General features: G+C 63.5%; 15 protein-coding genes and 1 tRNA gene. 4 read left to right on the top strand and 12 right to left on the bottom strand.

The genetic code is table 11. From position 1 onward, the window contains the following. Positions 1 to 99: 99 nt before the first annotated feature. Positions 100 to 1,536: a Ppx/GppA phosphatase family protein gene (locus tag NKI38_RS14125; protein WP_502899310.1), complete on the bottom strand. Its 1,437-nt coding sequence runs from the start codon at positions 1,534 to 1,536 to the stop codon at positions 100 to 102. 304 nt (positions 1,537 to 1,840) lie between these two features. Here NKI38_RS14125 and NKI38_RS14120 point away from each other — a divergent pair, with 304 nt between their 5' ends. Both NKI38_RS14120 and NKI38_RS14115 read left to right on the top strand, forming a co-directional pair. Beyond that, a complete protein-coding gene (locus tag NKI38_RS14120; RefSeq protein WP_352658504.1) occupies positions 1,841 to 2,773 on the top strand; it encodes a lysylphosphatidylglycerol synthase domain-containing protein in 933 nt (310 codons plus the stop codon). A gap of 155 nt (positions 2,774 to 2,928) precedes the next feature. Then, positions 2,929 to 3,002 (top strand) — tRNA-Gln (locus NKI38_RS14115). Between the two features lie 199 nt (positions 3,003 to 3,201). On the opposite strand, the gene NKI38_RS14110 is transcribed toward NKI38_RS14115, so the two are convergent. Next, entirely contained in the window at positions 3,202 to 3,465 is a 264-nt protein-coding gene (locus tag NKI38_RS14110; RefSeq protein WP_352658502.1) for a hypothetical protein, read from the bottom strand. Positions 3,466 to 3,630: 165 nt separating this feature from the next. On the opposite strand from NKI38_RS14110, the gene NKI38_RS14105 reads away from it, so the two are divergent. Continuing rightward, positions 3,631 to 4,251: a hypothetical protein gene (locus tag NKI38_RS14105; protein ID WP_352658501.1), complete on the top strand. Its 621-nt coding sequence runs from the start codon at positions 3,631 to 3,633 to the stop codon at positions 4,249 to 4,251. Between the two features lie 33 nt (positions 4,252 to 4,284). Here NKI38_RS14105 and NKI38_RS14100 read toward each other — a convergent pair whose 3' ends face one another. Continuing rightward, positions 4,285 to 4,971 carry a D-lyxose/D-mannose family sugar isomerase gene (locus NKI38_RS14100; protein ID WP_352658499.1) on the bottom strand — a complete coding sequence of 229 codons (687 nt, stop codon included), beginning with the start codon at positions 4,969 to 4,971 and terminating at the stop codon, positions 4,285 to 4,287. A 271-nt stretch (positions 4,972 to 5,242) separates the two neighbouring features. Here NKI38_RS14100 and NKI38_RS14095 point away from each other — a divergent pair, with 271 nt between their 5' ends. Further along, positions 5,243 to 6,301: a D-TA family PLP-dependent enzyme gene (locus NKI38_RS14095; RefSeq protein ID WP_352658497.1), complete on the top strand. Its 1,059-nt coding sequence runs from the start codon at positions 5,243 to 5,245 to the stop codon at positions 6,299 to 6,301. Positions 6,302 to 6,509: 208 nt separating this feature from the next. On the opposite strand, the gene NKI38_RS14090 is transcribed toward NKI38_RS14095, so the two are convergent. The 9 genes from NKI38_RS14090 to hutI all read right to left on the bottom strand — a co-directional run bounded on the left by NKI38_RS14090 (position 6,510) and on the right by hutI (position 25,717). Then, a complete protein-coding gene (locus NKI38_RS14090; protein ID WP_352658495.1) occupies positions 6,510 to 7,274 on the bottom strand; it encodes a heme ABC transporter permease in 765 nt (254 codons plus the stop codon). A gap of 187 nt (positions 7,275 to 7,461) precedes the next feature. After that, entirely contained in the window at positions 7,462 to 8,499 is a 1,038-nt protein-coding gene (locus tag NKI38_RS14085; RefSeq protein WP_352658493.1) for a DUF2806 domain-containing protein, read from the bottom strand. Positions 8,500 to 8,672: 173 nt separating this feature from the next. Next, complete coding sequence (locus NKI38_RS14080; protein ID WP_352658491.1) at positions 8,673 to 10,454, bottom strand: glucan ABC transporter ATP-binding protein/ permease; 1,782 nt, start codon at positions 10,452 to 10,454, stop codon at positions 8,673 to 8,675. A gap of 512 nt (positions 10,455 to 10,966) precedes the next feature. Then, positions 10,967 to 19,564, bottom strand: coding sequence for a glycoside hydrolase family 94 protein (locus tag NKI38_RS14075; RefSeq protein WP_352658489.1), 8,598 nt, complete (start codon positions 19,562 to 19,564; stop codon positions 10,967 to 10,969). A gap of 271 nt (positions 19,565 to 19,835) precedes the next feature. Beyond that, positions 19,836 to 20,423: a HutD/Ves family protein gene (locus tag NKI38_RS14070; RefSeq protein WP_352658487.1), complete on the bottom strand. Its 588-nt coding sequence runs from the start codon at positions 20,421 to 20,423 to the stop codon at positions 19,836 to 19,838. A 4-nt stretch (positions 20,424 to 20,427) separates the two neighbouring features. Then, positions 20,428 to 22,098: a urocanate hydratase gene (hutU, locus tag NKI38_RS14065; protein ID WP_352658485.1), complete on the bottom strand. Its 1,671-nt coding sequence runs from the start codon at positions 22,096 to 22,098 to the stop codon at positions 20,428 to 20,430. Between the two features lie 27 nt (positions 22,099 to 22,125). Then, a complete protein-coding gene (gene hutG, locus NKI38_RS14060; RefSeq protein WP_352658516.1) occupies positions 22,126 to 22,944 on the bottom strand; it encodes an N-formylglutamate deformylase in 819 nt (272 codons plus the stop codon). Then, entirely contained in the window at positions 22,944 to 24,485 is a 1,542-nt protein-coding gene (gene hutH / locus NKI38_RS14055; RefSeq protein WP_352658483.1) for a histidine ammonia-lyase, read from the bottom strand. Before hutH ends, hutG begins: the two co-directional genes overlap by 1 nt. Next, on the bottom strand, positions 24,482 to 25,717 hold the full coding sequence (gene hutI / locus NKI38_RS14050) for an imidazolonepropionase (protein ID WP_352658481.1): 1,236 nt from the start codon (positions 25,715 to 25,717) through the stop codon (positions 24,482 to 24,484). Before hutI ends, hutH begins: the two co-directional genes overlap by 4 nt. Positions 25,718 to 25,769 lie beyond the last annotated feature (52 nt).

The following is a 25,769-nucleotide window of genomic DNA, read 5'->3' as shown; positions in this document are numbered from 1 at the left end:
CCGCCACCCGCCCCCCCCCTCGGGCGCGTGGGCTGGCATATGTTTATACCAGCCCGGGAGTGGGGGCGAGCGACGCTCGACGGAGTGGGGGTCGACTGTTCATGCTCTGCCACGCCCATCATTGCGCCAGACGCCGTCATCGGCCATCAGCTCGCTCAATATGCCTTCGCGCAGGCCACGGTCGGCGACGCGCAATCGTTCCGATGGCCATACCGCGCGGATCGCTTCGAGGATAGCACAGCCGGCCAGCACCAGATCGGCGCGATCCGCCCCGATGCAAGGGTTGGCGCAGCGCTGCTGGAAATCCCAGCCGACCAGTCGTTCGACCATGCGGTCGACGCTGTCGCGGTCCATCCATAGCCCGTCGACACGGCGGCGGTCGTAGCGTTCGAGGTCAAGGTGAACGCCGGCCAGCGTCGTCACCGTTCCGGAAGTGCCGAGCAGATGGAAATTCGGGCTCGTCTTGAGATGGCTCAGCCGGTCGCGGCCGTCGAAGCTGGCCAGCCGGCCGGCGACGTCGTCGACCATGGCGGCAAAGATCTCGCGCGTCACCGTGCGGCCACCGAAACGCTCGGCCAGCGAGACGACGCCGACAGGCAGCGACGTCCACGACACGATATGGTTGGCGAGCCTCGGCGAGCGGCGGCCGGCGAGATCGATCAGAGCGATTTCGGAGGAGCCGCCGCCAATATCGAACAGCACGACGCCTTGCGTGTCGCGCTCGACCAGCGAGCCGCAGCCGGAAACCGCCAGCCGCGCTTCGGTCTGGCGATCGATGATCTCGAGCTTCAGGCCGGCTTCGCGCTCGACGCGGTCGAGGAACTCGACGCCATTGTCGGCCGTGCGGCAGGCTTCGGTGGCGATCAGCCGTGCCTTTCGGATCTTGCGGTTACGCAATTTGTCGCCGCAGACCTTCAGCGCCTCGACCGCGCGGTCCATCGCCGGCTGGCCGAGCCGGCCATTGGCGGTGAGCCCCTCGCCCAGCCGGACGATGCGCGAAAAGGCGTCGATGACGCGAAACTGGCCATGCCGCGTCGGCACGGCTACCAGCAGCCGGCAATTGTTGGTGCCGAGGTCGAGGGCCGCAAACACCGGAAGCTCGTGCACCGGCGGCCGACGGGCGCCCTGTTCGAAGCGCACCGGCGCAGCTGCGGGCGAGACCACCGATTCCGCCGGTCTGTGCGCCTCCGCCGGGGCACCGGTTTTATCCGGCGCCGGCGATCGATTCTCCGTGGGACGCGCTTCGTCGCGCACAAAAACCTTGCGCCCGCGCCTTCGCTTGCGCCGTTTCTTGGGCTTGCCTTTCTGGGGCGCGTCGCCCGCCTGCCCGTTGGCGGAGCGGGGCTCCGTCGGGCGGCGTTGCTGCCAGCTGGCGGTCCCCGGGCCAGATGACCCCAGGGAAGTGCTGGACGCGCCCACCTCCGGCGCGCCGGCGCCGGTGTCGTGGTCTTCCACTGTCGTTCCTTCCGGCGCCGCGCGAACCGATGACGGACGCAGCAGGCGCTTCAGTGTTTTAAGTTGCCGCCAGACTAACAGTGCCGCGCCCGATCACCAAGAGCCGCGTGCCGAATTTTGCCGGCTGGGTCAGCAAACCGCCATTCCCTGAGCATTACGCAATGTATCCGCAAGGCTCGGTTGCTGGCGCAACGCCTGCCGGCGTCCCTTTCAGCCGCTTGCAAGACGGCCAAATCCTGCCGGTTGCCGCCGCGAAAAACGTTCGCGGTTGAATAGCCGGCTTCAATGAGGCATTTCTGAAATGGGTGGAAGAATCCGGCGCAGCCGGTCTCCTCCCATCACCAACAGAAAAGGAAGCGGACCCGCAACGCATGGCAATCAGGCAATGAACTGGAGACGCTATTTCTGGCCGGTCGTCGGTATCGCGGCGGTGATTTTCTCACTGCTGCTGCTCTGGCACGAATTGCGCGGCATTTCGCTTGACGATGTCTGGGACGGCATATCAGCCATCCCGGCGCGAGGCTGGATACTCGCCGCACTGTGTTCGGTCATCGCCTATGCCTCGCTCGCCGGCTACGACCACATCGCGCTCCTGCATATCGGCAAGAAAGTTTCGTGGCTGTTCGTCACGCTCTGCTCCTTCACCACCTATGCGCTGTCGCACAACATCGGCGGCTCGGTGTTTTCCGGCGCCGTCATCCGCTACCGCGCCTACGGCACCAGAGGCCTCAGCGGCCAGGATGTCGGCGTGCTGGTGGCGATCTGCTGGATCACCTTCGTGCTGTCGACGATTCTCGCCTCCGGCCTCGTATTGGTCTTCGAGCCTGAGATCCTCGACCGGTTTTCCGGCATTGCCCATCACGGCCTGTCGAAGGCAGCCGGCATCGCCATGCTGATCCTGGTCGCCGCCTACATCTTCGGCAGCTGGCTGCATCTGCGCCCGCTAAATATCGCTGGCTTTCAGCTGCACTATCCGGCGCTGCCGATCGTCGCCAGGCAATTGCTGATCGGCCCGATCGAACTGCTGGCGGCCGCCGCGATCATCTTCTTTGCCCTGCCCGCGGCCCACAATCCCGGTTATTTCGTCGTGCTGGGCGTCTTCCTCGTCTCCTTCTCGATCGCGCAGATCTCCCACGCCCCGGGCGGCCTCGGCGTGTTCGAAGTGGTGTTCCTCGCCGGCCTGTCCGACATGGACCCGGTCGGTGTGCTGGCGGCGCTGCTAGTGTTCCGGCTGTTCTACCTGATCATCCCGCTGTTCCTCGGCCTGGGCATCGTGCTGCTCTTCGAGCGCTCGCAGTTCAGCCGGACAGAGAGCTGAGGCGTGGAGACGTCTGAAGCGTGGCGTCTCAAACCGGCCGACAAAACGTAGCGATTGAACCACTCAGCAGGCTTGACTATTTTCCGCTGGCGGCTACAAGGCAGCGCTCACAGCGGCTTGGCCGCTTGGCCCGCACGGTTCATGACCGTGCCTGCTGGGGAATAGGTTAACGGTAGACCCACGGACTCTGACTCCGTTAGTCCTGGTTCGAATCCAGGTTCCCCAGCCATCATTTTCATCAACAAAATCAATAACTTATCCGACCTCAAACGCGCAGATACGCACCTTTTATGTCGCGCCATGTTGCAAACCAGTTCTCTTGGTTTCCAACGGTTTTCACTGATACGCGGCTACTCGACGCGACATGAAACGCGACATGGATTGACGCCGCGCCGGGCATCGACTTCATTTCCGAGAGCGGTGGCGGCCTAGCGTGCGGCTGAGGAAGGCTTGGAGGCCTCGCGTTCTGCGAGAATGTTACGGAGCGCCATCACCACGATCATCTGGTCGGTATAGCTCAGGGCCTCCATCTGCGGGAGGCTGGCGATCTCCTCGGCAATGAAGGTCGCCAACAGCCGTGCGTTGACTTCGGCATTCATGCTGCGGCTATTCTCGGCTGCCAATCGCCTCAGTTCCTGAGCCTGCTCGGGCGTCATGCTCAGCTTGCAATCGTAGCGCTTCTCCGGTGCCATTCCGCGGCCCTCCAGGATTGACTGTCGGGTATCTTCGCACAACCTGCGCTAGGAATCGAAGGGTGGGAGGGCCGGCAGGCGAGATTTCCGAGCGAAAAAGATTGTTGGCCGCTGATGCGTGCTACTGGCTAAGCTTCATGAAAGGTTCCTGCACGAGGCTGCGTAATGCCCACTGATAGCCAGTACATTCTCGAAAGCATCAGCCAAGGCTGCGTGATGCTTTCCCACGACGAGTTCGTCATCGACAGGCTGGTGAAGTATTTCGGCAACGGGAGGATCCGATGGCACGTCGAATTCCGCGGGCATCGCATCGAGCTGACGACAGGCCAGATTAAGAAGCAGCCCACCTTCCGCCGGAAGATGCTCGAACAGGCTGGTGTGCTGCCGCCCCAGCGTGCCGGGACCAACTACAGGCGATGGGCACTCGATCTGAGGAAGAATGCCGTCGAGCTTCCTTGGCGGGATAGGCCGGTCGATGTCGGTTTCGCCATCGACAGGCTCACCAGCCATGGGGATGAGCGCTGGACGGTCGAATACCAAGGCAAGGCAATCAAATTCACGACGACCAAACTCCGCAGGCAGGTTAGTTTCCGCAAACGCATGCTGGCCAAGGCCAAGGTGCTGCCGCCCCAGTTGGACCCGACTGCCTATCGGAAGTGGATAGACTGGCTCATTCAAAACGCCACCGACCCGCAGGCCGGCGATGCCTTGATGACGGAGAAAAGTTGGCTTGACGACCTGCCAGAGCTAGCCGGCTGGCAAAACGGAGACAGCCCGACATCCTAGTTGCCCGCGCGATTCCCGCGCCCTCGTTGCCCCTTAGCCCAGCCACTTCTCGTAGTCGGACACCAGCAGGTGCACGGGGACGACATCCTCGTCGATGTCTGCAAAGCGGCCGATCGGCTCGCGAAACACATTGTCGGTGAGATCGTCATTGACGGTGGACACCTCGCCGATCAGCACATCCTTGCCTTCGGCCCAGAAGGCATGCCAGACGCCGGGCAAAAGCGTGACGCTCTGGCCCGGGTCGAGCTTCAGGAGCCCACCCGCCGGCAGCCTGTGGATCGTTCCGTCGACAGGCACCGATACCTCAGCCTTGGGATCGATCCCGCCGTCGCGGTCATGCATGAACAGTTCCAGCACCAGCTTGCCGCCACCACGGTTGATGATGTCCTCGGCCTTGATGTTGTGGCGGTGCATCGGCGACAGCTGGTCCTTGCGCGAGATCATGATCTTCTCGGCATAGAGCATGCCCATGCCCTTCTTCATGTCCTCGTAGCGGCCGTTGCGGACGGTGAACAGGAACAGGCCGAGTTCCCTAAACTTGCCCTGCCCGTAGTCGGTGATGTCCCAGCCGAGCCGCGAGGTAAACACGGCCGCGGAGTCGACCTGGCGCGCCTTCATCTCCTGCGGCGACCAATAGGCGAAGGGCGGCATGATGTAGCCGAATGAACGGATGAAAGCGTCGGCTTCGCGGATGATGTCGTTGATGGCGGAGCGTTTCATGATCATGATCCTTCGTATGGATTTGTCCAAAGCGTGTCGCGTCTAGCACGCGACGCGCTTTAGGTTGTTAGCGTGCATGTCGTGAACCCAAAACCGCTGCACACTTTTGGGCGACATGCATTGGCAAATCGCATAGCCGAACGCCGTTCCGGTGTCGATCCATTTGCCGCCTTGCGCCGGCCCATGGACCACAGATCGGGTCCGCTGGCCGCGTGACATCGCACCCGTTCGAGGTCATAACCGCTGCGGATTTCTCAGAGAGTGACAGCTGATGCCGACCATCCATGATCTCGACACGCCGTCGATCCTGATCGACGCCGCGCGCGCTGAAGCCAACATTGCCCGCGCGCAGGCCCATGCCGACAAGAACGGGCTGAAGCTCAGGCCGCATATCAAGACGCACAAATTGCCTTACTGGGCGAAGAAGCAGGTCGCGGCCGGCGCCGTCGGCATCACCTGCCAGAAGATCGGCGAGGCAGAAGTCATGGCCGACGCCGGCCTTGCCGACATTTTTCTCCCCTACAACATCCTTGGGCGCGCCAAGCTGGAACGGCTTCTGGCGCTGCATGGCCGTATCACCTTGTCGGTGACAGCGGACAGCCTGGAGACGATTGAGGGGCTGGCCGCCACCTTCACCGATGCCGGCCATCGTCTGCCGGTGCTGGTCGAATGCGACACCGGCATGGGCCGCTGCGGCGTGCAGACGGCGGATGAAGCGGTTGCGCTGGCAAGACAGATCGACAGAGCCGGCGGCCTCGCCTTCGGCGGGCTGATGACCTACCCGGCCGCCGGCCGCGCCGCGGAGGCAGAAGCCTGGCTTGCCGACGCCAAGCAGACGCTTGCCGCATCGGGTCTCGCCTGCGAACGCATCTCCAGCGGCGGCACACCGGACATCTGGCGCTCGAGCGACGCATCGGTGGTCACCGAATACCGCCCGGGCACCTATATCTATCTCGACCGCTACCAGGTCGCGAAGGGCGTCGGCAGCCTCGACGATTGCGCGCTGACGGTGCTGTCGACGGTGGTCAGCCATCCCACGGCAACACGCGCCATCCTCGATGCCGGCAGCAAGGCGCTGTCCAGCGACACGCTCGGGCTCGCCGATTTCGGCGAACTGCTCGGCATTTCCGGAGCGCGGGTGACGAGCTTGAGCGAGGAACACGGGACCGTCACGCTTTCAGGCGACGGCAAGTTGCGCATCGGCGAACGCGTGCGCGTCGTGCCCGACCATTGCTGCGTGGTCACCAATTTGTTCAACGAGGTCAATCTGATCGATGGCGACACGGTGCTGGAAACGCTGCCGGTAGCCGCGCGCGGCCGGATGGGGTGAGATCGATCATCTACGACTTCGCGACGCCGGCGGGACAGCACCCCCCTTTGGCCTGCCGGCCATCTCCCCCGCAAGGAGGGAGATTGGCAGCTTCGGCGTCGGTGCTCACTTTACAACGTCAATGATTGGCGAAAGCAGAAACGACATCTGATCTCCCTCCTTGCGGGGGAGATGTCCGGCAGGACAGAGGGAAGGAACGCGACGCGCGTCAGTTGGCGGGCTGCTCCGCCTGCCTTGCCGCTACACGGCCCATGGCGATGACCCGGCGGCGGCGGATTTCGGTGCGCATCGCCATCAGGTGCAGCGCAAAGAACAGCACGGTGAAGCCGAACGCCATCACCAGCAGCGGCCATAGCAGGCTGGGATCGATGGTCGAGCCGCCCATGCGGAACACCGAAGCCGGCTGGTGCAGCGTGTTCCACCAGTCGACCGAGAATTTGATGATCGGAATGTTGATGAAGCCGACCAGCGTGATGATGGCGGCGGCCCAGGCGGCGCGGCTTGCGTCGTCGAGCGCGCGGGTCAGCGCAATGATGCCGAGATACATCAGGAACAGCACGAAGACCGAGGTCAGCCGCGCGTCCCAGACCCACCAGGTGCCCCACATCGGCTTGCCCCAGATCGAGCCGGTGATCAGTGCAAGCGCGGTGAAGACGGCGCCAATGGGGGCCGCGGATTTCAGCGCGACATCGGCCAGCGGATGCCGCCAGACCAGCGTGCCGAGCGCCGAGACCGCCATCAGCGTGTAGCACATCATGGCGAGCCAGGCGAAAGGCACGTGGATGTACATGATGCGGACGGTGATGCCTTGCTGGAAATCCTCGGGCGCGGCGAAGCTCATATAGAGCCCGACGGCGAGGACAAGCGCGGCGATCGTCGCCAGCCACGGCACGACCCTGTCGGCCAGCCCGACGAAGCGCGTCGGGTTGGCAAGATCCATCCAGCCGGTCAGGCGTGAAGTCGTGTCGCTCATGCGGCTCTACATAAACCGCAGATGCGTTTGGGGCAATCGAGCGGTGGTGTCGCAGCCTGGGGAAACCGCCTCTGAGCAAATGGACCGGACTGCCCTTTATTGACGAGTCATTTCGATCTTCTCTTTGGACAATGACTGCGTCGAGAAGACGTTTGCGATCGAGCCGTTGCGCGAGAAACGAAGGTAATCACCCCGAGGATTGGGCGGGAGGGGTCACTCGCATTACTACCCATTCCGTAGAATCTGACTGCCTGACATATAAGCGTGCCTCTGAATGTGGTGCTGCCGTCGACAATTTATCTACGAGTTGGTTGATCATTTTGAATGAATGGTCCGGCAATATCGAAGAGATCGCATATCCAACGTCGGTCAGCACATAGATTGGTAAAGTGAGTTTGCCCTCATCAAGTTGAAATATGGGGTTTGGCCCAGCAATCACAGGCAATGTGTCAGTCTTCGAAAGTGCGGCTGCCAATGCATCAAAATTCCAGAACCATAGCGGTGTACCGCCTCCGTCCACGATTTCATTCGATCGGCGAATCTGCCCCAATCCGACTTCGACTATCAGACCAGCGCTGGTAAGGTTTGCGCTCTCCGTGAACGACAAATCACCGAAGAGGGTTTTGGGAATGACATTGTACAAACGGCATTCGCAGAGACGCTCGAACAATTTCGCCGTTTGCGGGTCCAATTCGTCGATTACTCGCAACACTTTTCCGGAAAAGGTATTTGGTTTGCGAATTTCGGCCGCGAGGACCCTTCCCCATTTTTCCCTCAGTTCGTCGCTGGTCGCTTCTTCGGCATAACGTTCAAACCGATTGATGAATGCATCGTCGAGTTTGTCACCACCGGAGGCCGAATCTTTTTCCGACGGTGGTTGACGGCGGAGATCTTCCACAGCTTTATCTACCACAGCATCTTTATTTGCTTGCTTTGCAAACACTGAACCGAGGTGACCGCGCATCGCCCTTTCCGCGAACTCTGGATCGGTCTTCAACCGCTCCAAACCCATCGCTGTTATGGCTTCGATAGCCTTGACCCGCGCGTCGGTTACTGCTCGCTTCTCGGCAGTCCGTGCCTCGATCACGACATTCAGCGTTTCGACTATATTACCGCCCAGACGGTCAACGGCAGCCACGAACCGGCTCTTGGCACTGGCCTTAACGCCTGTTGGTGTCATCTCGGCCGAAACCGACGTTTCCTTGTCCAAGTGATCGTCGTTCATAGTCCCCCCATGGGGCTACAATACAGCGACGAGTCAGAAATGAGGAAGGTGTTCCAAGAAATATTCAACGTCACCGCTTCTCGACTCAGTGAGCGAGCGGATACGTCCAACCGGACAACGACTAAGAAGCGCCGTGTCTCGTTTGCCTGAACAGCAGGAACCAAGCCACCTGATCAGGCGGCAGCTTCCTGCTGTTGCTGCACGGAGCGGCTGAGGCGGCGAACCTCCTCGTCGTTGAGCAGGCCGCCGGCGCGCAGCAGGCTGGCAAAGCGGCCATTGCGCAGCGACAGCTCAGTGAAGCCGCCCATCTCGACCACCCTGCCCTTGTCCATGAACACGACCAGATCGGCGTCGCGAACGGTGGTCAGGCGGTGGGCGATGATGAAGGTGGTGCGGTCGCGCCGCAACTCGTCGATCGCTTCCTTGACGCGATCCTCGGTCTCGACGTCGAGCGCGCTGGTCGCCTCGTCGAGCACCAGGATCGGGGCATCCTTCAGCACGGCGCGGGCAATGGCGATGCGCTGGCGCTCGCCACCGGACAGCTGGCCACCACGTTCGCCGACCAGCGTGTCGTAGCCATTGCTCTTCGACAGGATGAAATCCTGCGCGGCAGCCGCATTGGCGGCGGCATGGATCTCGTCATTGCTCGCATCGGCACGGCCGACGCGGATGTTGTCCTCGATCGAGCGGTTGAGCAGGCCCGCATCCTGGAACACGGTGGCGATCGAATGACGCAGCGACTTGCGGGTTACGGTGCGGGTGTCGATGCCGTCGATCAGGATACGGCCTTGCGATGGCGAGAAGACGCGCTGCAGCAGGTTGATGAGCGTCGTCTTGCCGGCACCCGTCGGGCCGACGATGGCAACGGTCTGGCCCGCCTGGACCTCGAAGGAGACGTCGTCGATGCCATGGCCCGAATTGGCGAATTCGAAGCCGACATTCTCGAAGCGGACATGGCCGGTGACGTTGGCGAGATCGCGCAAGCCGTCCGGCTCGGCGGCGTCGGCCGCGGAGTCCTCAAGGTGGTAGAAGTCCTCGAGCTTGGCACGGGCCTCCGAAATCTGGTTGGCGAACGCCGACATCTGGTCGAGCCTGGCGATCAGCAGCGTGGCAAAGCCGGTGAAGGCGATGACGTCGCCGATGCGCAGTTGGCCGTGGGTGACCAGATAGGCGCCGATCAACAGCACGACCATCATCGAGATCGTCGACGACAGACGGTGCAGCGCGTTGGCCATCGCCCACCAGTCGAGCACCGGGTTCTGGGCGTCGAGCAGGTTCTTGACATAGCGGCGCAGCGTATCGGCCTCGTGGCCGAGACGGTTATAGCTCTGCAGCACGGCAACGTTGCTGACCGAGTCTGTCACATGCGCGAACACCTTGTGGTAGTGGCGCTCAACGGCGGCCTGACCTGCCTTGGTCCGCTTCATCACCAGCCGGCCGATGCCGACATAGAGCGCACCGAGTGCCAGGAGCACCATCGACATGCGCACATCCATGCTGACCGCGGTCGGGATCAGCAAGAACAGCGCAACCGCCGTCGACAGGTGCTGGCGCATGAATTCGAGCCACAGGCTGAACAGCGTCTCGACGGCGCGCAGCAGGGTGTGCAGGGCATTGGAGGTGCCGCGCTGGTGGTGCCAGGCAAGCGGCATGGTGATCACACGCTCGAACGACTCGCAAAGCACTTCGCTGCGGCGCTTGTGGGCAAAGCGATCTGCGCCGCGCGCCACCAGGACGAAGGCCACGATGTTGAAGGCGCCCAGGCCCGCCCACAGGGCAAGCGTCGTAAACACCGAGCCGCGTTCGGAAATCGCATCGATCACCCGTCCGAACATGATCGGCTCGAGAATGGCGATGATGGCGAGAGCCACGTTGGCCGAACAGATCAACGCAACGCGCTTCCTGTCCTGGGCGAGATATCCGAGTGCTCGCCAGTAGATTTGCAGAAGGGTCACCCCAGTTACTCCGCCATGCTGTTTATTGTGCACTGCATCATTTAAACTCGTACCGGTTGATACGTCGCAAAACAATGGCCGTGTACCTCTTCAGTTCCCTCAGAGCGAACAAAAGATGGCGACGTTCCGAAATCTGCCGTGATCAGCTAACGGTTTGAGAAAACAGGTAAAATGTCAGGCATGCGGCGAAATCATGGCAGCTCGCGCGTGCTGCCATAATTTTAATCAGCAACAATGTCGGGCGGATGACTAAGGCCGAAATCGCCGTCTGCACAGTATAGCGCGAAACAAATCAGCCTTGCGCCTCTCCAGGCGACGGGAGGCCACGTCTCTCCGCTCGAGCCGACTCCTATGGCGCAGCTCAAGCCCTTGATTTCATGTGGTTCTCAGGAGCATGCTCTTCAATCGGGCCGATGGCAGCACCGGACGGCACGGCGCCTCTCATCCTGTCACGGTCCAAAAACCGCGCCCCCGGGCCTAGACCCGAGAGCACGCTTTTTAGGCAGCATACATCAGGCCGGAATCCTGACGATGACGTCGGTAACTTCGCCATCCTTCAGTTCGAGCGCCGAAGCCTTGGTCTTTGCCCCATTCACCTCCAGCGACACGGCCTTGGCCTTATTGTCGCGGATGACACGAACCTTGAGTTCGGCGCCCAGCATCTTGAGGGTTGCCGAGTAGCCGTCCCAGTGACTCGGCAGTTTCGGCTTGAACTGGACACGCTCGCCGCGCCGCTCGATGCCGAGGATGCCTTCGACCGCCGCCCTGTAGAGCCAGCCGGCAGAGCCGGTGTACCAGGTCCAGCCGCCACGGCCGCCCTTGTTGTTGCCGGCATTGTCGTCCCCGGCATAGATATCGGCCGCCACGACATAGGGCTCGACGCGATAGTGCTCGGCCGAGGCCTCGTCGGTCGCATGGTTGACCGGGTTCAGCATCGACAAACAGCGATAGGCCTCGTCGGTCCGCCCCATCTCGGCGAGCGCGATGACGAACCATGTGGCGGCATGCGTGTACTGGCCGCCATTCTCGCGCACACCGGGTGGATAGCTCTTGATGTAACCCGGGTCCTTCTCCGTCTTCGAGAAGGGCGGGGTGAACAGCTTGACGATGTTGAGCTTGTCGTCGACGAGCAGTTTCGTCGCCTGCTCCATCGCCGTCGTCGACCGCGCCGGATCGCCCTCTCCCGAAAGCACGCTCCAGGACTGGGCGATCGAGTCGATCTTGCACTCCTGCGAGGTTCGCGACCCCAGCGGGCTGCCATCGTCGAAGCTGCCGCGCCGGTACCATTCGCCGTCCCATGCCGTGCTTTCAAGCGCCCGCTTCAGCACATCGGCATGCTTTGCCCAGGCCTGTGCACGCTTGGCATCGCCCTCGGTCTTGGCAACGGGGGCGAAGTCGCCCAGTGTCTTCAACAGGAACCAGCCGAGCCAGACGCTCTCGCCCTTGCCGTGCTCGCCGACGCGGTTCATGCCGTCGTTCCAGTCGCCGCCGAGGATCAGCGGCAGGCCCGCAGGGCTGCTGCGCTTGATGGCGAGGTCGAGCGCACGCGCGCAATGGTCGTAGAGCGACGCCGTCTTCTTCGAAACCTCGGGAGTGAAGAAGGCATCGTGCTCATCCTCGGCCAGCGCCTGCCCGTCGATGAAGGGCAGTTGCTCCTTGAGGATGGTGGCATCACCGGTGACCAGCAGGTAGCGCGCCGTGGCGTGGGCCAGCCAGACGACGTCGTCGGAGATCAGGGTGCGCACGCCGGCGCCGGTGCGCGGCAGCCACCAGTGCTGCACGTCGCCCTCGGGGAACTGCCGCCGTGCCGCGTTGAGGATCTGGTCGCGCGCCAGCTGCGGGTCGTGCGCCAGCAACGCCAGCGTGTCCTGCAACTGGTCGCGGAAGCCGAAGGCACCGCTGGCCTGATAGAAAGCGGAGCGGGCACGGATGCGGCAGGCCAGGCTCTGATAGGGCAGCCAGTGATTGACCATCGCGTCGAGCGCCTTGTCCGGCGTCTCGACCTGGATGGTGTCGAGAAAGCCGCGCCACTTGCGCTCATTGTCGGCCAGACGCTGGTCGAAATCCTTGACCCGGTGAGCCCGCACCAAGGCGCTGGCCTCCTCGGCGGTCTCGGCGTCACCGAGCAGCCAGAGCAGCGTCACGTCGCCGCCGGCTGGGATCTCGATGTCGCGGGCGATCGCCGCGCACGGATCGTCGCCGGCCTCGACACGGTCCGATAGTGCAGCACCGCTCAGCACCGCCTGCGGAAGCTCACTGGAGCCATGCCTGCCCAGGAACTCCGAGCGGTCTGATGTCACCGAATGGACGCCGCCATCGGCGGCGAGGAAGGCCACCCGCTCGCTGAAATCGAGCCCGTAGGGGTTTTGCGCCAGCAATGCACCGGTGGCTGCGTCACGGGACGGGACGATGGTTGCCGCCGTGCTTGACCGATGCCCGCCGAGCACCCATTCGGCATAGGCATAGACACGCAGCCGCGCCGGCACCGAGCCGGAATTCTGGATACGCAGCCGCGAAATCTTCAGGGGATCAACCGGATCGACGACATGGGTAAGGTCCATCGACAACGGCCCGCGCTTCGAGCGGAAGGTCGAGAAACCCTGGCCATGCCAGGCCTCGTAGGTCATCGAGGGATCGCGCACCATGGCGGCGAGCGGCGAGAACGCCTTGCCGCTGGCCTGATCGTAGATGTAGATGCCCTCGCCCGGCCGGTTCGAGACCGGATCATTCGACCATGGCGTCAGCTGATAGTCGCGGCTGTTGCGGCTCCAGGTGAAGGCAGCCCCCTCGGCGGAGGTGTGGAAGCCGAACGAGGCGTTGGAGACGACGTTGATCCACGGCTGCGGCGTCGTGCGCCGGCCGGCCAGGCGCACGACATAGTGCCGCCCGTCGCCGTCGAAACCGCCAAACCCATTCCACTGGCTGAGCCCCCTTCCATCGGCGCTGACATTGGCGACCGCCTGCGAGGCAAATGCATGCATCGTGGGCACCAGGGACGGCAGTTCGCGCGGAACCGGCAATGCTGCGGGCAGCAGGGCGTCGCGGGCCTGCAGCGCCGCCGCCTCGGCCCGCTCGATCTGGTCGAAGATGGTGCCGTTGCGCGTGTGCAGGACGACGCGGGCGACGGCGAGCAGCGTCTTGTAGGTCGTCTCATCCATGAGATCGCGGCGCACCGCGAAAATGTGCTGGCGAGGTCCGAGTTCCTTGCCACGCAAGCGGCTGTTTTCGCACAGCGTCTCGACTGCCCGCTGCAGGTCCTGGACATAGGAGGACGCCTGCTCGTTGACGACGACGAAGTCGATCATCATGCCGCGGGTGCGCATATATTCCTGGAAACGCAACGCCTGGGCGACGATTTCGAGATCGGCGACGTCGCCGATCCTGACCAGGAAGATCGGGAAATCGCCGGAAATGCTGGTCGGCCACAGGCTCGACTGCTTGCCCAGCCCCGTAGCAATGGATTCGGCGGGAAGACGCAGGAACGGGTCCGGATAGATCAGATAGCGCGCCAGCTTCTGCACATTGGCGGCATCGGTCAGGCTGAGGCCCATATGGCGGGTCTGCACCTGGCTGCGCGTCCAGGCGAGCATCGCCTGGCGGGCAAAGCTCTCCGGATGGTCGAGCCGGGCGATGGCCTCGTCCAGTTCGGCGCGGCCGGCGCCGACGACGGTCCAGAAGGTCAGCGATATCTTCTTGTTGGCCGGCACGCGCACCTGACGGCGCAGCGAAGCGACGGGATCGAGCGTGAAGCCCGAATGGCCACCGAGCCTGGCGCCCGGATCGAAGGCGGCAGCGTCGACGATGGTACGGCCACGGCCGATGAAGGCGCGCCTGTCGGTCTCGGCCTCGGCATCGCGCGCCGATCCGGACGGATCGGTGACGAAATGCACCATGGCGATATCGGGCTCGCCGGTCTCGCGCTTGCGCCGCGTAGCGAAGATCGCTGCGTTATTCGATGCGATTTCGGTTTCCACGAACATCTTCGAGAAGGCCGGATGCGCGTTGTCGGACGCTTCCAGGCCGAGCACCAGTTCGGCAAAAGAGGTCACTTCAATGTGACGGTCGGATGGACCATCATTGTAGAGCGTGACCCGACGGCCCTCGCCGTTGCCTTCCGAAATGACGATGCATTCGACCTCGGAGCGCAACGTGCCCACCGATTTGACGAAGCTCGCCTTGTCGTCGGAGAACAGGGTCTGCGCCTTTTCCTCGGCCGCACGCTTCGGCTCCGATGTCGCCGACCACCAGTCGCCGGTGCCGGCGTCTCGCAGGAAGATGTAGGAGCCGAGCCGGTCCTCGGTCGGATCCGGCTGCCAGCGGGTGACGGCGAGATCGCCCCAGCGGCTGTAACCCGAGCCGGTCGCCGTGACCATGACCGAATAGCGGCCGTTCGACATGACGCTGGTCGAGCGCAGCGATTGCAGCGGGTTGAGCACGATGCGGGTGTCAGGGCTCTCGATCTCCGTCTCGTCCTTGGAGCGTTCGTCGGCCTCGGTCCTGACAGTCGCGGTCGGAATGTCGCGCGGCGCCCTCTCCTGCAGCAAAAGTTCGGCCGATTCGATGACCGGATCGCTGTGGAAGCGGTCGCGCATGCGGCCTTCGAAGATGGCGTCGGCGACCGCCACGATCGACATGCCCGAATGGTGCGCCATGTAGTTTTGCACGACGACATGGTCGGTGCCTTCCGGCACGCGCTGCGGCGTGAAGTCGACGGCGTCGTAGTAACCGTGGCGGCCTAGTGCTCCGACTTCCCTGAGGTGGGCGAGATTCCGTACGGCTTCGCGCGGGTTGAACTGGGCCGCCAAGATGGTGGCGTAAGGCGCGATCACCGTGTTCTGGCCAAGGCCGCGCTTCAGCCCGAGCCCAGGCACGCCGAAATTGGTGTACTGGTAGGTCAGTTCACGGTCGCGGGCGTTGTAGGCCGCTTCCGAAATGCCCCACGGCACGTTCTTCTGGCGGCCGTACTGGATCTGGCGCTTGATGATCAGCTTGCTGGTCTGGTTGAGAATCGAGCCTTGCGGCTCCTTCATCACCAGCGGCGGCATCAAATATTCGAACATCGAGCCGGACCAGGACATCAGCGCGCCCTGGAAACCGATCTCGACGATCGGCCGGCCGAGCCGGAACCAGTGCTCGGTCGGCAGATCGCCCTTGGCGATGGCGAACAGGCTGGTCAGCCGTGCCTCGGAAGCCAGAAGGTCGTAGCAGCTTTCATCGAGCTGATGTTCCTCGACCCGGTAGCCGATCGACAGCAGCTTGCGCTCCGGCCGCATCAGGAATGAGAAATCCATCTCGAAGGCGAAGCGGCGCGTGCGCTCGCGCAAGGTGAGCAGCTTGGCACGCAGCGCCTCGACGGCATTGTCGTCACTGTGCGCGTCATGGACATGCGCCTCGCAGGTGGCTTCCAGCCTTGCCGCCCAGTCGACGATGACATCGCTCTGGGGCGATGCCGCCTCGGTGTGGATGGCGGTGGCAAGCTTGCGGATTTCGCCGGCCAGCACAGCCAGGTTGATGGTGCGGATCGACGCCATTTCCGGCTGCGCCTTGATGGTATCGACCGCGCGCCGCATGCCGTCGAGACGGTCGGCGAGGCGCTGGCGCAGGGGGCGCAGCTGACGACGGTCGTCGGGCAGCTCGTCAAGGCTTTCGCTGAGGATGGCGACCGTGTCTAGAATGCCTTCGAAATCGCCCTGGAGATGGACGGAGGGCGCTTCGGCCCATTCGGCGCAGGCTGCCGCCACCGCTACCAGATGGCCGGCAAGATTGCCGCTGTCGACCGCAGAGATGTAGAGCGGGTAGAGAGGCTTCAGCGTCGTCGTGTCATACCAGTTGAAGAGGTGGCCGCGGTCGCGCGGCATGCCCTCGATCGTCGCCATGGTGGCGTCGATGCGGGTGATGGCGTCGGACAGGCTGATCCAGCCGAAATCGCGAGCGGAGACGACGGACAGCAGGTAAACGCCGATATTGGTCGGCGATGTGCGTGGTGCGACCACGGGCGCCGGGCTTTCCTGGAAATTGTCCGGCGGCAGATGGTGATGCTCCGATGTCACGAAGCTTTCGAAATAGTGCCATGTGCGCCGCGCCACCGTGCGCAACGTATGGATGTCGGCCTGCGATATGCGCAAGCGATCCTCGGTTTCAGCCGAACGGCTGATCCAGCTGGCGATGGCCGGCGAGCCAATCCAGAACAGGGCGAAGAAGAAGGCAACGAAGGCGCCGGTCGAATCGGCCAGCACCGGAATGGCAAGGCCGACGAAGCCGATGATCACGGCGCCATACATCATGCCGTAATACGATCCGACATCATTGTCGCTCGCCTTGTGCGCCTGCGAGGCGGTACGCCATTCCAGCAGGTTCTGGCGGCTGACGAAAAGCCGGTAGAGCGTGCGCACGATGGCGTCGCCCATCATCCAGGCGTTATGCGCCATCAGCACGATCTTCAGCGCCACCATGGCGGTACCGAAGGCGACGTCGCGCGCCAGCGCCGAGAAATGGCCGCGCGGCGTCTGGTCGCCACTCTTGGGCAGGATGGCATGGACGATGTCGAATGTCGGCGCCATGAACAGGCTGAGGATCAGCAGAGCCTGCCATTGCGCGGCCTGCGTGAAGGGCAGCAGCGTCCAGCCGGCGATCGCCGCCATCACCCAGAAGATCGGCGTCAGCGAGCGGCGCAGATTGTCGATCATCTTCCAGCGGGACAGAGCCGGCACGCCGGAGCGCGGATCGAGCATGAAGCCGAGCAACTGCCAGTCGCCGCGCGCCCAGCGATGGTGGCGCGAGGCGTCGACCGAGTAGCGCGTCGGATAGTCCTCGACCAGTTCGACGTCGGTGACCAGCGCCGCGCGCGCCAGCGCGCCTTCCAGCAGATCGTGGCTGAGGATGGTGTTTTCCTCGATGCGGCCCTGCAGCGCCGTCTCGAAGGCGTCGACATGATAGAGGCCCTTGCCGGTGAAAGACCCGTCGCCGAAGACGTCCTGATAGAGATCGGACACGGCAAAGACATAAGGGTCGAGGCCGCGATTGGCCGAAAACACCCGCTGGAAAAACGACGCGTCGTCGCCTGATGTCAGCGACGCGGTGATACGCGGCTGCAAGATCGCATAGCCGGCGGTGACGACACGCTTGCTGGCATCGAAATGCGGGCGGTTGAGCGGGTGGCAAAGCTTGCCGACGAGGGTCGCGACCGCGTCGCGGGTGGTGCGCGTGTCGGCATCGAGCGTCATCACATGGACGACGCTTTCCGGCAGCGGCACGTCGAGCGGCAGGAACGTGGTGTCGCTGTCGCCGCGCAGCAGGAGGTCGAGTTCGTGCAGCTTGCCGCGCTTGCGCTCCCAGCCCATCCAGGACCCTTGAGCCGCATTGAACAGCCGGCGCCGATGCAGGATGTAGAAACGCGGCGCGCCTTCGGAGGGATAGCGGTCGTTGAGACGGGAGATCTCGGCCCGGGCGAATTCGAGGATTTCAGTATCCGCCGCATCGATCTCGATCTTCGAGTCGGGCCAGTCAGACAGCAGCGCGAAATGGATCTCATCGGCCGTGTTGGCGAGATGATGCACCTCGATATTGCGAATGTTCTCCTCGACGTCGTCGCGCGAGCCGATCAGCGACGGCACCACCACCAGCGTGCGCGCCTCGGGCGGTACGCCGTGCCTGTAATCGTATCCGACGAGGCGCGTCGGTTTCAGGAACAGCGAAACGACAGTGTTGAAGAACGCGAGCGCGCCCTCGCTGGCCGGCACGGCAAACAGTGCCAGCATCAGGACGATCGACGGCACCGACAGGCCGAGATTGGCGAGTGCATTGCCGGAAAGAACGAGAAGCAGGGCCGTCAGTGCAAACACCGGCACGACGATGCCAAGCCATCCGGTCTTGCGGAAGGCACGCTTGACCGTCTGGCTGATGGTCGGCCGATAGCCAATCGCCTTCTCCAGCTCCAGCCGGCGCGGGCCGACGAGAAAGAAACCGACGTCGGTGTGGGCGGATGCGGCAGGGACGGCATACTCATCGCCTGGCATGGTCTCGCCGGCGGCGTGGCCGGCCAGCTCGATGGCCTTTTCCGCGACTCGATATTCCGAAAGGTCCGAACGGCGCGCCAGTTCCTCGATCGCGGTCCGGTACTGGTCACGCGAGAAGAAGTCGAGCGCGGCGAAATCGGTGCGCTCGCGCAGCACGGTATCGATGCGGCTGACGCCTTCGAACCAAACAGTCCAATCGACGTCGTTGATGAGGCGCAGGCCGCGGATGATGTTGCCCGTCGTCACATTGCCGCTGGACAGCGTGTGATGTTCGGAAATGATGATTTCCTCGGCGTCGGAGCCGGTCTTTTCGAGCTCGCCTTCCAGCCATTCCAAGGCCTTGCCGGCATTTTGCGATCCATCGCGCAAGCGGTAGAGCAGCTGGGTGGCAAAGGTGGTGTCCTGCGCGTGGGTGCTGAAATTGGACAGGATCGCTTGGCGGTCGGCGCTGTCGTCGGTGGCCAGAACCTGGTCCGCCACATCGTTGGCGATCTGGCGCATCTGACGGGTGCGATTGACCCTGACCGCCAGCCGGCGGAGATTTTCGATCAGGACGAAGCGCAGCAGGGAAGGCAGCGCCCAGAGTTCGCCGATCTTCAGTGGTTCGACCGATTGAAAACCCTGGACGATGGCCTTGAACATCGTCGCCGAGACGGAACTGTCCGAATGCGCCACATAGGTCCAGGCCAGCGCCAGCGCGCGCGGCACGCTGCCGTTGTCAGGCAGTTTCAAGGTCGGCAGCTGCCGATAGAAGCGGCGCGGCAGGTCGCGCTTGACCTGGAAAATGGTCTCTTCGACGAGATAATTGTTGTCGAGCAGCCATTGTGCCGCCGGCGTGATCGTCTCGCCTCTCGCCTGCACTGCATTGGTCGAACGGTAGACTTCCAGGATCTTCTTGGCACTGTCGCGGACACGCGCTTGAAAATCGAAGGGCGTCAGGCCGAACAGATCGGTGAGGTCGCCTTTTGCCAGGCTTTCACCGAGCAGCCGAAGGCGCTCTTCGGGCAGGTAATTGGAGCGGATCGGCTCTTCCGTGATGGCCGGGAAGCTCGCGCTTGTCTTCTCGATTTGGGCAGGGTTCGTCTGAATATTCATTGAAAATTCCGTAAGCGGCCAGTCAGCGGCGTCACCGCCACGGCGGCAATGGCCCTAAAACCGATTCAAATGCAATTGGTTGCATAAACCCCATTTGCCGAAAGTTTGTTTCCGCACCACGATAGCGCGTCATCTCTCAGCGAAAAACAACGACGAGCACCCCTCCTCCCATCGAGATCGATCGACGGGGAGGATTCGGGCTTTTTCGTGATGCTCACCGTCAGCTTACGCTATAATTCGCCGGCACCGCGATCATGTTTGGAAACAAGCGTTAATCGTTGCCTGAGATGTCGCCGAGCCGGATCACGAACAGCGTCGCCTCATGGGCAGGCTGGACAAGCAGGCTGGCACTGTCCGGACCGGGCAGCAGCGTGTCGAGCGGCCCGAGGTGAACCGGTTCGGCGGCGGACACAGTGACTTCGCCGTTCGAGCACAGGATGAGGGTTGTGCCGGCTTCAGTCCGGATTTCCACGGGAGCCGAAACGACCAGGCGTTCGACCGAATGCGTCATCCGGCTTCTGCGGGTCATGACATTGAGGTCGGTGATCGGCCCGCCGATCAGCGTGGCCGAGGTTTGTACGTCGGCTGGGAAGGAAAACAGGGCGGTCGTCCTGTTTATGGATTTCGGCGGGTAGCCGGCGATCTCGAGGACGATGCCCTCGCCTTCGAGCACGGCAAGGGTGCGATCGATGCCGGCAAACTGCGAGAACGGGCCGCTCAATTCGACGCGCGCCATCGAGACGCGCCAGTCGAAGTCGTCGAGCCCGGCACCTGCGGGCGAGACGGCGATTTCCGTCGTTACGCCGCCGCCGTTCTTCCATGGCATCGAGCGGTATCCGGCAGCTCGCAGGACGCGCATCGGCTCAGCCCAGAATGCCGGGCAGATTGAGCTGGTGCTCCTTGGCGCATTCGACGGCGATGTCGTAGCCGGCATCGGCGTGGCGCATGACACCGGTCGCCGGATCGTTCCAAAGCACCCGCTCCAGGCGCCTGGCCGCTTCGCGTGTGCCATCGGCGACGATGACCATGCCGGCGTGCTGCGAGAAGCCCATGCCGACGCCGCCGCCATGGTGCAGCGACACCCAGGTGGCGCCCGATGCGGTGTTGAGCAGCGCGTTGAGCAGCGGCCAGTCGGACACCGCGTCCGAGCCGTCCTTCATGGATTCCGTTTCGCGGTTCGGCGAAGCGACCGAGCCGGAATCGAGGTGATCGCGACCGATGACGACAGGCGCCTTCAGCTCGCCCTTGGCCACCATTTCGTTGAAGGCGAGGCCGAGCCTGTGCCGATCGCCGAGGCCGACCCAGCAGATGCGCGCCGGCAGCCCCTGGAAGGCGATGCGCTCACGCGCCATGTCGAGCCAATTGTGCAGATGGGTGTTGCCGGGCGTCAGTTCGCGCACCTTGGCGTCGGTCTTGTAGATATCCTCCGGATCGCCCGACAGGGCCACCCAGCGGAACGGGCCAATGCCGCGGCAAAACAGCGGACGGATATAGGCCGGCACGAAACCGGGGAAGGCGAAAGCGTTCTCGAACCCCTCTTCCTTGGCCACCTGGCGGATGTTGTTGCCATAGTCGAGCGTCGGCACACCGGCGTTCCAGAACGCCACCATCGCCTCGACATGTTCGCGCATCGACGCGCGAGCCGCCTTCTCGACCGCCTTGGGGTCGCTGACGCGCTTCTCGCGCCATTCGGCCATCGTCCAGCCCTTCGGCAGATAGCCGTTGATGGGGTCATGAGCCGAGGTCTGGTCGGTGACCATATCGGGGCGGATGCCGCGCCTGAACATTTCCGGGACGATCTCGGCCGTATTGCCGAGCAGGCCGACCGACTTCGCCTCGCCGGCCCTGGTCCAGCGCTCGATCATCTCCATCGCTTCATCGAGTGTCTCGGCCTTCTCGTCGACGTAGCGGGTGCGCAGGCGGAAATCGATCGAGTCCGGATTGCATTCGATGGCCAGGCAGCAGGCGCCGGCCATGACAGCGGCGAGCGGCTGGGCACCGCCCATGCCGCCGAGCCCGCCGGTCAGGATCCATTTTCCCCGGAGTTTGCCGCCATAGTGCTGGCGACCGGCTTCGACGAAAGTCTCGTAAGTGCCCTGCACGATGCCTTGCGTGCCGATGTAGATCCACGAGCCGGCCGTCATCTGGCCGTACATCATGAGGCCTTTCTTATCGAGCTCGTTGAACTTTTCCCAGGTCGCCCAATGCGGCACCAGGTTGGAGTTGGCGATCAGCACGCGCGGCGCATCGGGATGGGTGCGAAAGACCCCCACCGGCTTGCCCGACTGGACCAGCAAAGTCTCGTCATCGGCCAGCGTCCTCAACGAGGCGACGATGCGGTCAAAGTCGTTCCAGGTGCGTGCCGCCCGGCCGATGCCGCCATAAACAACCAGCTCGTTGGGGTTTTCGGCGACATCCGGGTCGAGATTGTTCATCAACATGCGCAGCGGCGCTTCCGTCAGCCAGGAGCGGGCGCTGATTTCGCTGCCGCGCGGGCTGCGGACTTCACGGATGTTGTGGCGAGGATTGTTCATGGCGTCACTCCATAAAAGGATCGAATGTCAGGCCTGCGCCCAAGACGTCGCGGTCTCGAGGATTTTCCGCAGCGTGGCGCGGATCGGTGCTGCGAACTCGGCATCGTAGGGCACCGGCCAATTGCCGGGCACGCCCTTGCCCTCGGGCTCGCGCATGTAGCCGCGATTGGAGAGTTCCATCTGTAGCGCATGGACGCCCTGGTGCGGCTGGCCGAAATGGCGCGTGATCCAGCCGCCCTTGAAGCGGCCGTTGACGACGAAGGTTTCGCCGGTTTCGGCCATGATCCGGCCGACCATCGCCTGCAACGCCGGATCGGCGCTCTTGCCGTCATTGGTGCCGAGATTGAACACCGGCAGCGTGCCCTCGAACAGGCGCGGCAGCACCGAGCGGATCGAGTGGCAGTCGTAGATGACGATCTTTTCGTGCAGGCCACGCAGCCGGTCGATCTCGGCCTGCAGGGCGGCATGATAGGGCACGAAGAATTTTTCGCGGCGCTCGTCGATCTCCGACGGCCCCGGTTCTTCGCCCTCGCGGTAGAGCGGATCGCCATCGAAGGTTTCGGTCGGGCAGAGGCCGGTCGTCGCCTGACCGGGGTAAAGCGAGGCGCCGGAGGGATCGCGGTTGACGTCGATGACGGTGCGCGAGATCGCCGTATGCACGACAGTTGCCCCCAGGCTGCCGGCGAAATCATAGAGCTTGTCGATCCACCAGTCGCAATCGCGGCGGCCGAGCCACGGCGACACCAGCCGGTTCTCGAGGCCGGCGAGATCGATGCCGGTGTGCGGGATCGACACCAGCAACGGGGCCGTGCCGGGCGTGACGGTAAGCCAGGGCGTGCCTGCCATCATGCCGCTCCAGAAATCGACGGCAGCATTATCGCGCCGGCGGCCTTGATGGTCGCGCCGCTGCGCACCATGGCGATGGCCTTTTCCATGTCGGGATGGAAATGCCGGTCATTGTCGAGATGCGGCACCTCGGCCCGGACCAGCTTGCGCACCGCTTCCAAGGCATCGCTCGACGCCAGCGGCGCATGGAAGTCGCAGCCTTGCGCGGCGGCGAGCAATTCGATGCCGATCACCGCAGTTGCATTCTCGACCATGCCGATCAGCCGGCGCGCGCCATGCGCGGCCATCGAAACGTGGTCTTCCTGGTTGGCCGAAGTGGGAATGGAATCGACGCTGGCCGGATAGGCTTTCTGCTTGTTCTCCGAAACGAGCGCCGCCGCTGTCACCTGCGGGATCATGAAGCCGGAGTTCAGGCCGGGCTTCGGCGTCAGGAAGGCCGGCATGCCCGACAATGCCGGGTCGACCAGCATGGCAATGCGGCGTTCCGACAAAGAACCGATTTCGCAAACGGCGAGCGCGATCATGTCGGCGGCGAAGGCCACCGGCTCGGCGTGAAAATTGCCGCCGGAAAGTGCGGTGTCATCCTCGGCGAAGATCAGCGGATTGTCCGTGACGCCATTGGCCTCGGTGCCCAGCGAGTCGGCCGCCTGGCGCAGGACGGTGAGTGCCGCGCCCATGACCTGCGGCTGGCAGCGCAAGCAATACGGATCCTGCACGCGTTCGTCGCCCACCCGGTGCGATTCACGGATGGCGCTGCCGGCCATCAGATTGCGCAGCGCGTCCGCCGTTTCGATCTGGCCGCGATGCTTTCTCAGCACATGGATGCGTGGGTCGAAGGGGGCGTCAGAGCCTTTTGCCGCGTCGGTCGACAAAGCGCCGGCGACCAGCGCCGACTGGTAGAGCACCTCGGCTTCGAACAGCGCGGCCAGCGCATAGGCCGTCGAAAACTGAGTGCCATTGAGCAGCGCCAGACCTTCCTTGGCGCCCAATGTCACCGGCTCCAGCCCATGCGAGACAAAGGCGACCTTGGCCGGGAAGCGGCCATGCGGGGTGAAGCATTCGCCAACGCCGATCATCACCGCCGTCATGTGCGACAGCGGGGCAAGGTCGCCGGAGGCGCCGACGGAGCCTTGCGCCGGCACCACAGGGATGACGTCGTTGGCCAGCATCGCTTCCAGCAATTCGATGGTCTGCGGCCGCACGCCGGAGGCGCCCTGCGCCAGGCTGGCCAGCTTCAGCGCCATCATCAGCCGGCAGACGGCTGATGGCATCGGCTCGCCGACGCCGGCGGCGTGCGACAGCACGATGTTGCGCTGCAAGGTCTCGAGATCGTCAGCCGGAATGCGGACGCTGGCCAGTTTGCCGAAGCCGGTGTTGATGCCATAGACCGGCTCGCCCTTGGCGACGATCCTGGCGACAGCCTCGGCGCTCGCCTTGATTTTCGGCCGGCAGGCATCGTCCAGCTTCGGCACGGCGCCACGGTAGATGGCGCGCCAGTCGGCCAGCGTCGCATTGCCGGGCTTCAGGGTCAGTTCGGTCATTGTCCTCTCCAGATGCGGGCATGCAGCGGGTTGAAGCCCATGCGGTAGACGAGTTCAGCGGGGCGCTCGATGTCCCAGATCGCCAGGTCGGCGGATTTTCCGACTTCAAGCGTGCCGGTTTCACCCAGCAGACCAAGCGCGCGGGCTGCCTCGCGGGTGACGCCGGCGAGGCATTCGTCGACGGTCAGGCCGAACAGGGTCGCGGCCATGTTCATGGTCAAAAGCAGCGAGGTCAGCGGCGAAGTGCCGGGATTGTTGTCGGTGGCGACAGCCATCTTGACGCCGTGCTGGCGAAACAGGCCGATCGGCGGCTTCTTAGTTTCGCGAATGAAGTAGTAGGCGCCGGGCAGGATCGTCGCCACCGTTCCCGCCTTGGCCATCGCCGCCGCACCCGCCTCATCGGTGTATTCGAGATGATCGGCCGACAGCGCGCCATAGCGGGCAGCGAGTTCGGCGCCATGCAGGTTGGACAGCTGGTCGGCATGGAGTTTGACCGGCAGGCCGGCGGCCTTGGCGGCATCGAAGACGCGCGCCATCTGCTCCGGTGAAAAGGCGATGCCCTCGCAAAAGCCGTCGACGGCGTCGGCCAATCCCTCGGCGGCAACCGCCGGAAGAATCCCTTTGGCGACCAGATCGATAAAGGCGTCCTTGTCGCCCTTGGCTTCCGGCGGCAGCGCATGGGCGCCGAGGAAGGTCGTGCGAATCGTCACCGGCCGCTCACCGCCCAGCCGGCGTGCGGCACGCAACGATTTCTGCTCGTTTTCGAGGTCGAGCCCGTAGCCCGACTTTACTTCCACCGACGTTACGCCTTCGGCGATCAGCGCATCGAGGCGGGGCAGCGATTGCGCGACCAACTCGCTCTCGCTGGCGGCGCGCAGCGACTTGACCGAGGAGACGATGCCGCCGCCGGCCCTGGCGACTTCTTCATAGGTGGCACCGGCCAGCCGCATCTCGAACTCGTTGGCGCGGTTGCCGGCATGGACCAGATGGGTGTGGCAATCGATCAGGCCAGGCGTGATCCAGCGGCCCTCGCAATCGATTGTCTCGGCACCCTTGGCAAATGCTGTGGGCATCTCCGATTCGGGACCGGCATAGACAATGCGGCCGTCACGCGCAGCGATCGCGCCATGTTCGACGACGCCTAGTCCGGCCGCGTTTTCGGCCAACGTCGCCAAGCGTGCATTGCGCCAGATGCGAACCGCCCCTGCCCGGCTTTCACTCTCTGCAGCCATCATCTTTTCCGTTTCAATTGGTGACGATTATGTATATACATATTGAAACGCA

The sequence above is a fragment of the Mesorhizobium sp. M0621 genome (assembly GCF_040320745.1).
Taxonomy (GTDB): Bacteria; Pseudomonadota; Alphaproteobacteria; order Rhizobiales; family Rhizobiaceae; genus Mesorhizobium.
Note: the sequence above shows the minus strand (reverse complement) of the source record. Positions and strands in the feature narration are given on the sequence as shown.

Bases quoted from the DNA above. Each gene is read 5' to 3' on its own strand.
- NKI38_RS14120 (WP_352658504.1), top strand. From the start codon at position 1,841: ATGAACTGGAGACGCTATTTCTGGCCGGTCGTCGGTATCGCGGCGGTG.
- NKI38_RS14110 (WP_352658502.1), bottom strand. From the start codon at position 3,465: ATGGCACCGGAGAAGCGCTACGATTGCAAGCTGAGCATGACGCCCGAG.
- NKI38_RS14105 (WP_352658501.1), top strand. From the start codon at position 3,631: ATGCCCACTGATAGCCAGTACATTCTCGAAAGCATCAGCCAAGGCTGC.
- NKI38_RS14100 (WP_352658499.1), bottom strand. From the start codon at position 4,971: ATGAAACGCTCCGCCATCAACGACATCATCCGCGAAGCCGACGCTTTC.
- NKI38_RS14095 (WP_352658497.1), top strand. From the start codon at position 5,243: ATGCCGACCATCCATGATCTCGACACGCCGTCGATCCTGATCGACGCC.
- NKI38_RS14090 (WP_352658495.1), bottom strand. From the start codon at position 7,274: ATGAGCGACACGACTTCACGCCTGACCGGCTGGATGGATCTTGCCAAC.
- NKI38_RS14085 (WP_352658493.1), bottom strand. From the start codon at position 8,499: ATGAACGACGATCACTTGGACAAGGAAACGTCGGTTTCGGCCGAGATG.
- NKI38_RS14075 (WP_352658489.1), bottom strand. From the start codon at position 19,564: ATGAATATTCAGACGAACCCTGCCCAAATCGAGAAGACAAGCGCGAGC.
- NKI38_RS14070 (WP_352658487.1), bottom strand. From the start codon at position 20,423: ATGCGCGTCCTGCGAGCTGCCGGATACCGCTCGATGCCATGGAAGAAC.
- hutU (WP_352658485.1), bottom strand. From the start codon at position 22,098: ATGAACAATCCTCGCCACAACATCCGTGAAGTCCGCAGCCCGCGCGGC.
- hutG (WP_352658516.1), bottom strand. From the start codon at position 22,944: ATGGCAGGCACGCCCTGGCTTACCGTCACGCCCGGCACGGCCCCGTTG.
- hutH (WP_352658483.1), bottom strand. From the start codon at position 24,485: ATGACCGAACTGACCCTGAAGCCCGGCAATGCGACGCTGGCCGACTGG.
- hutI (WP_352658481.1), bottom strand. From the start codon at position 25,717: ATGGCTGCAGAGAGTGAAAGCCGGGCAGGGGCGGTTCGCATCTGGCGC.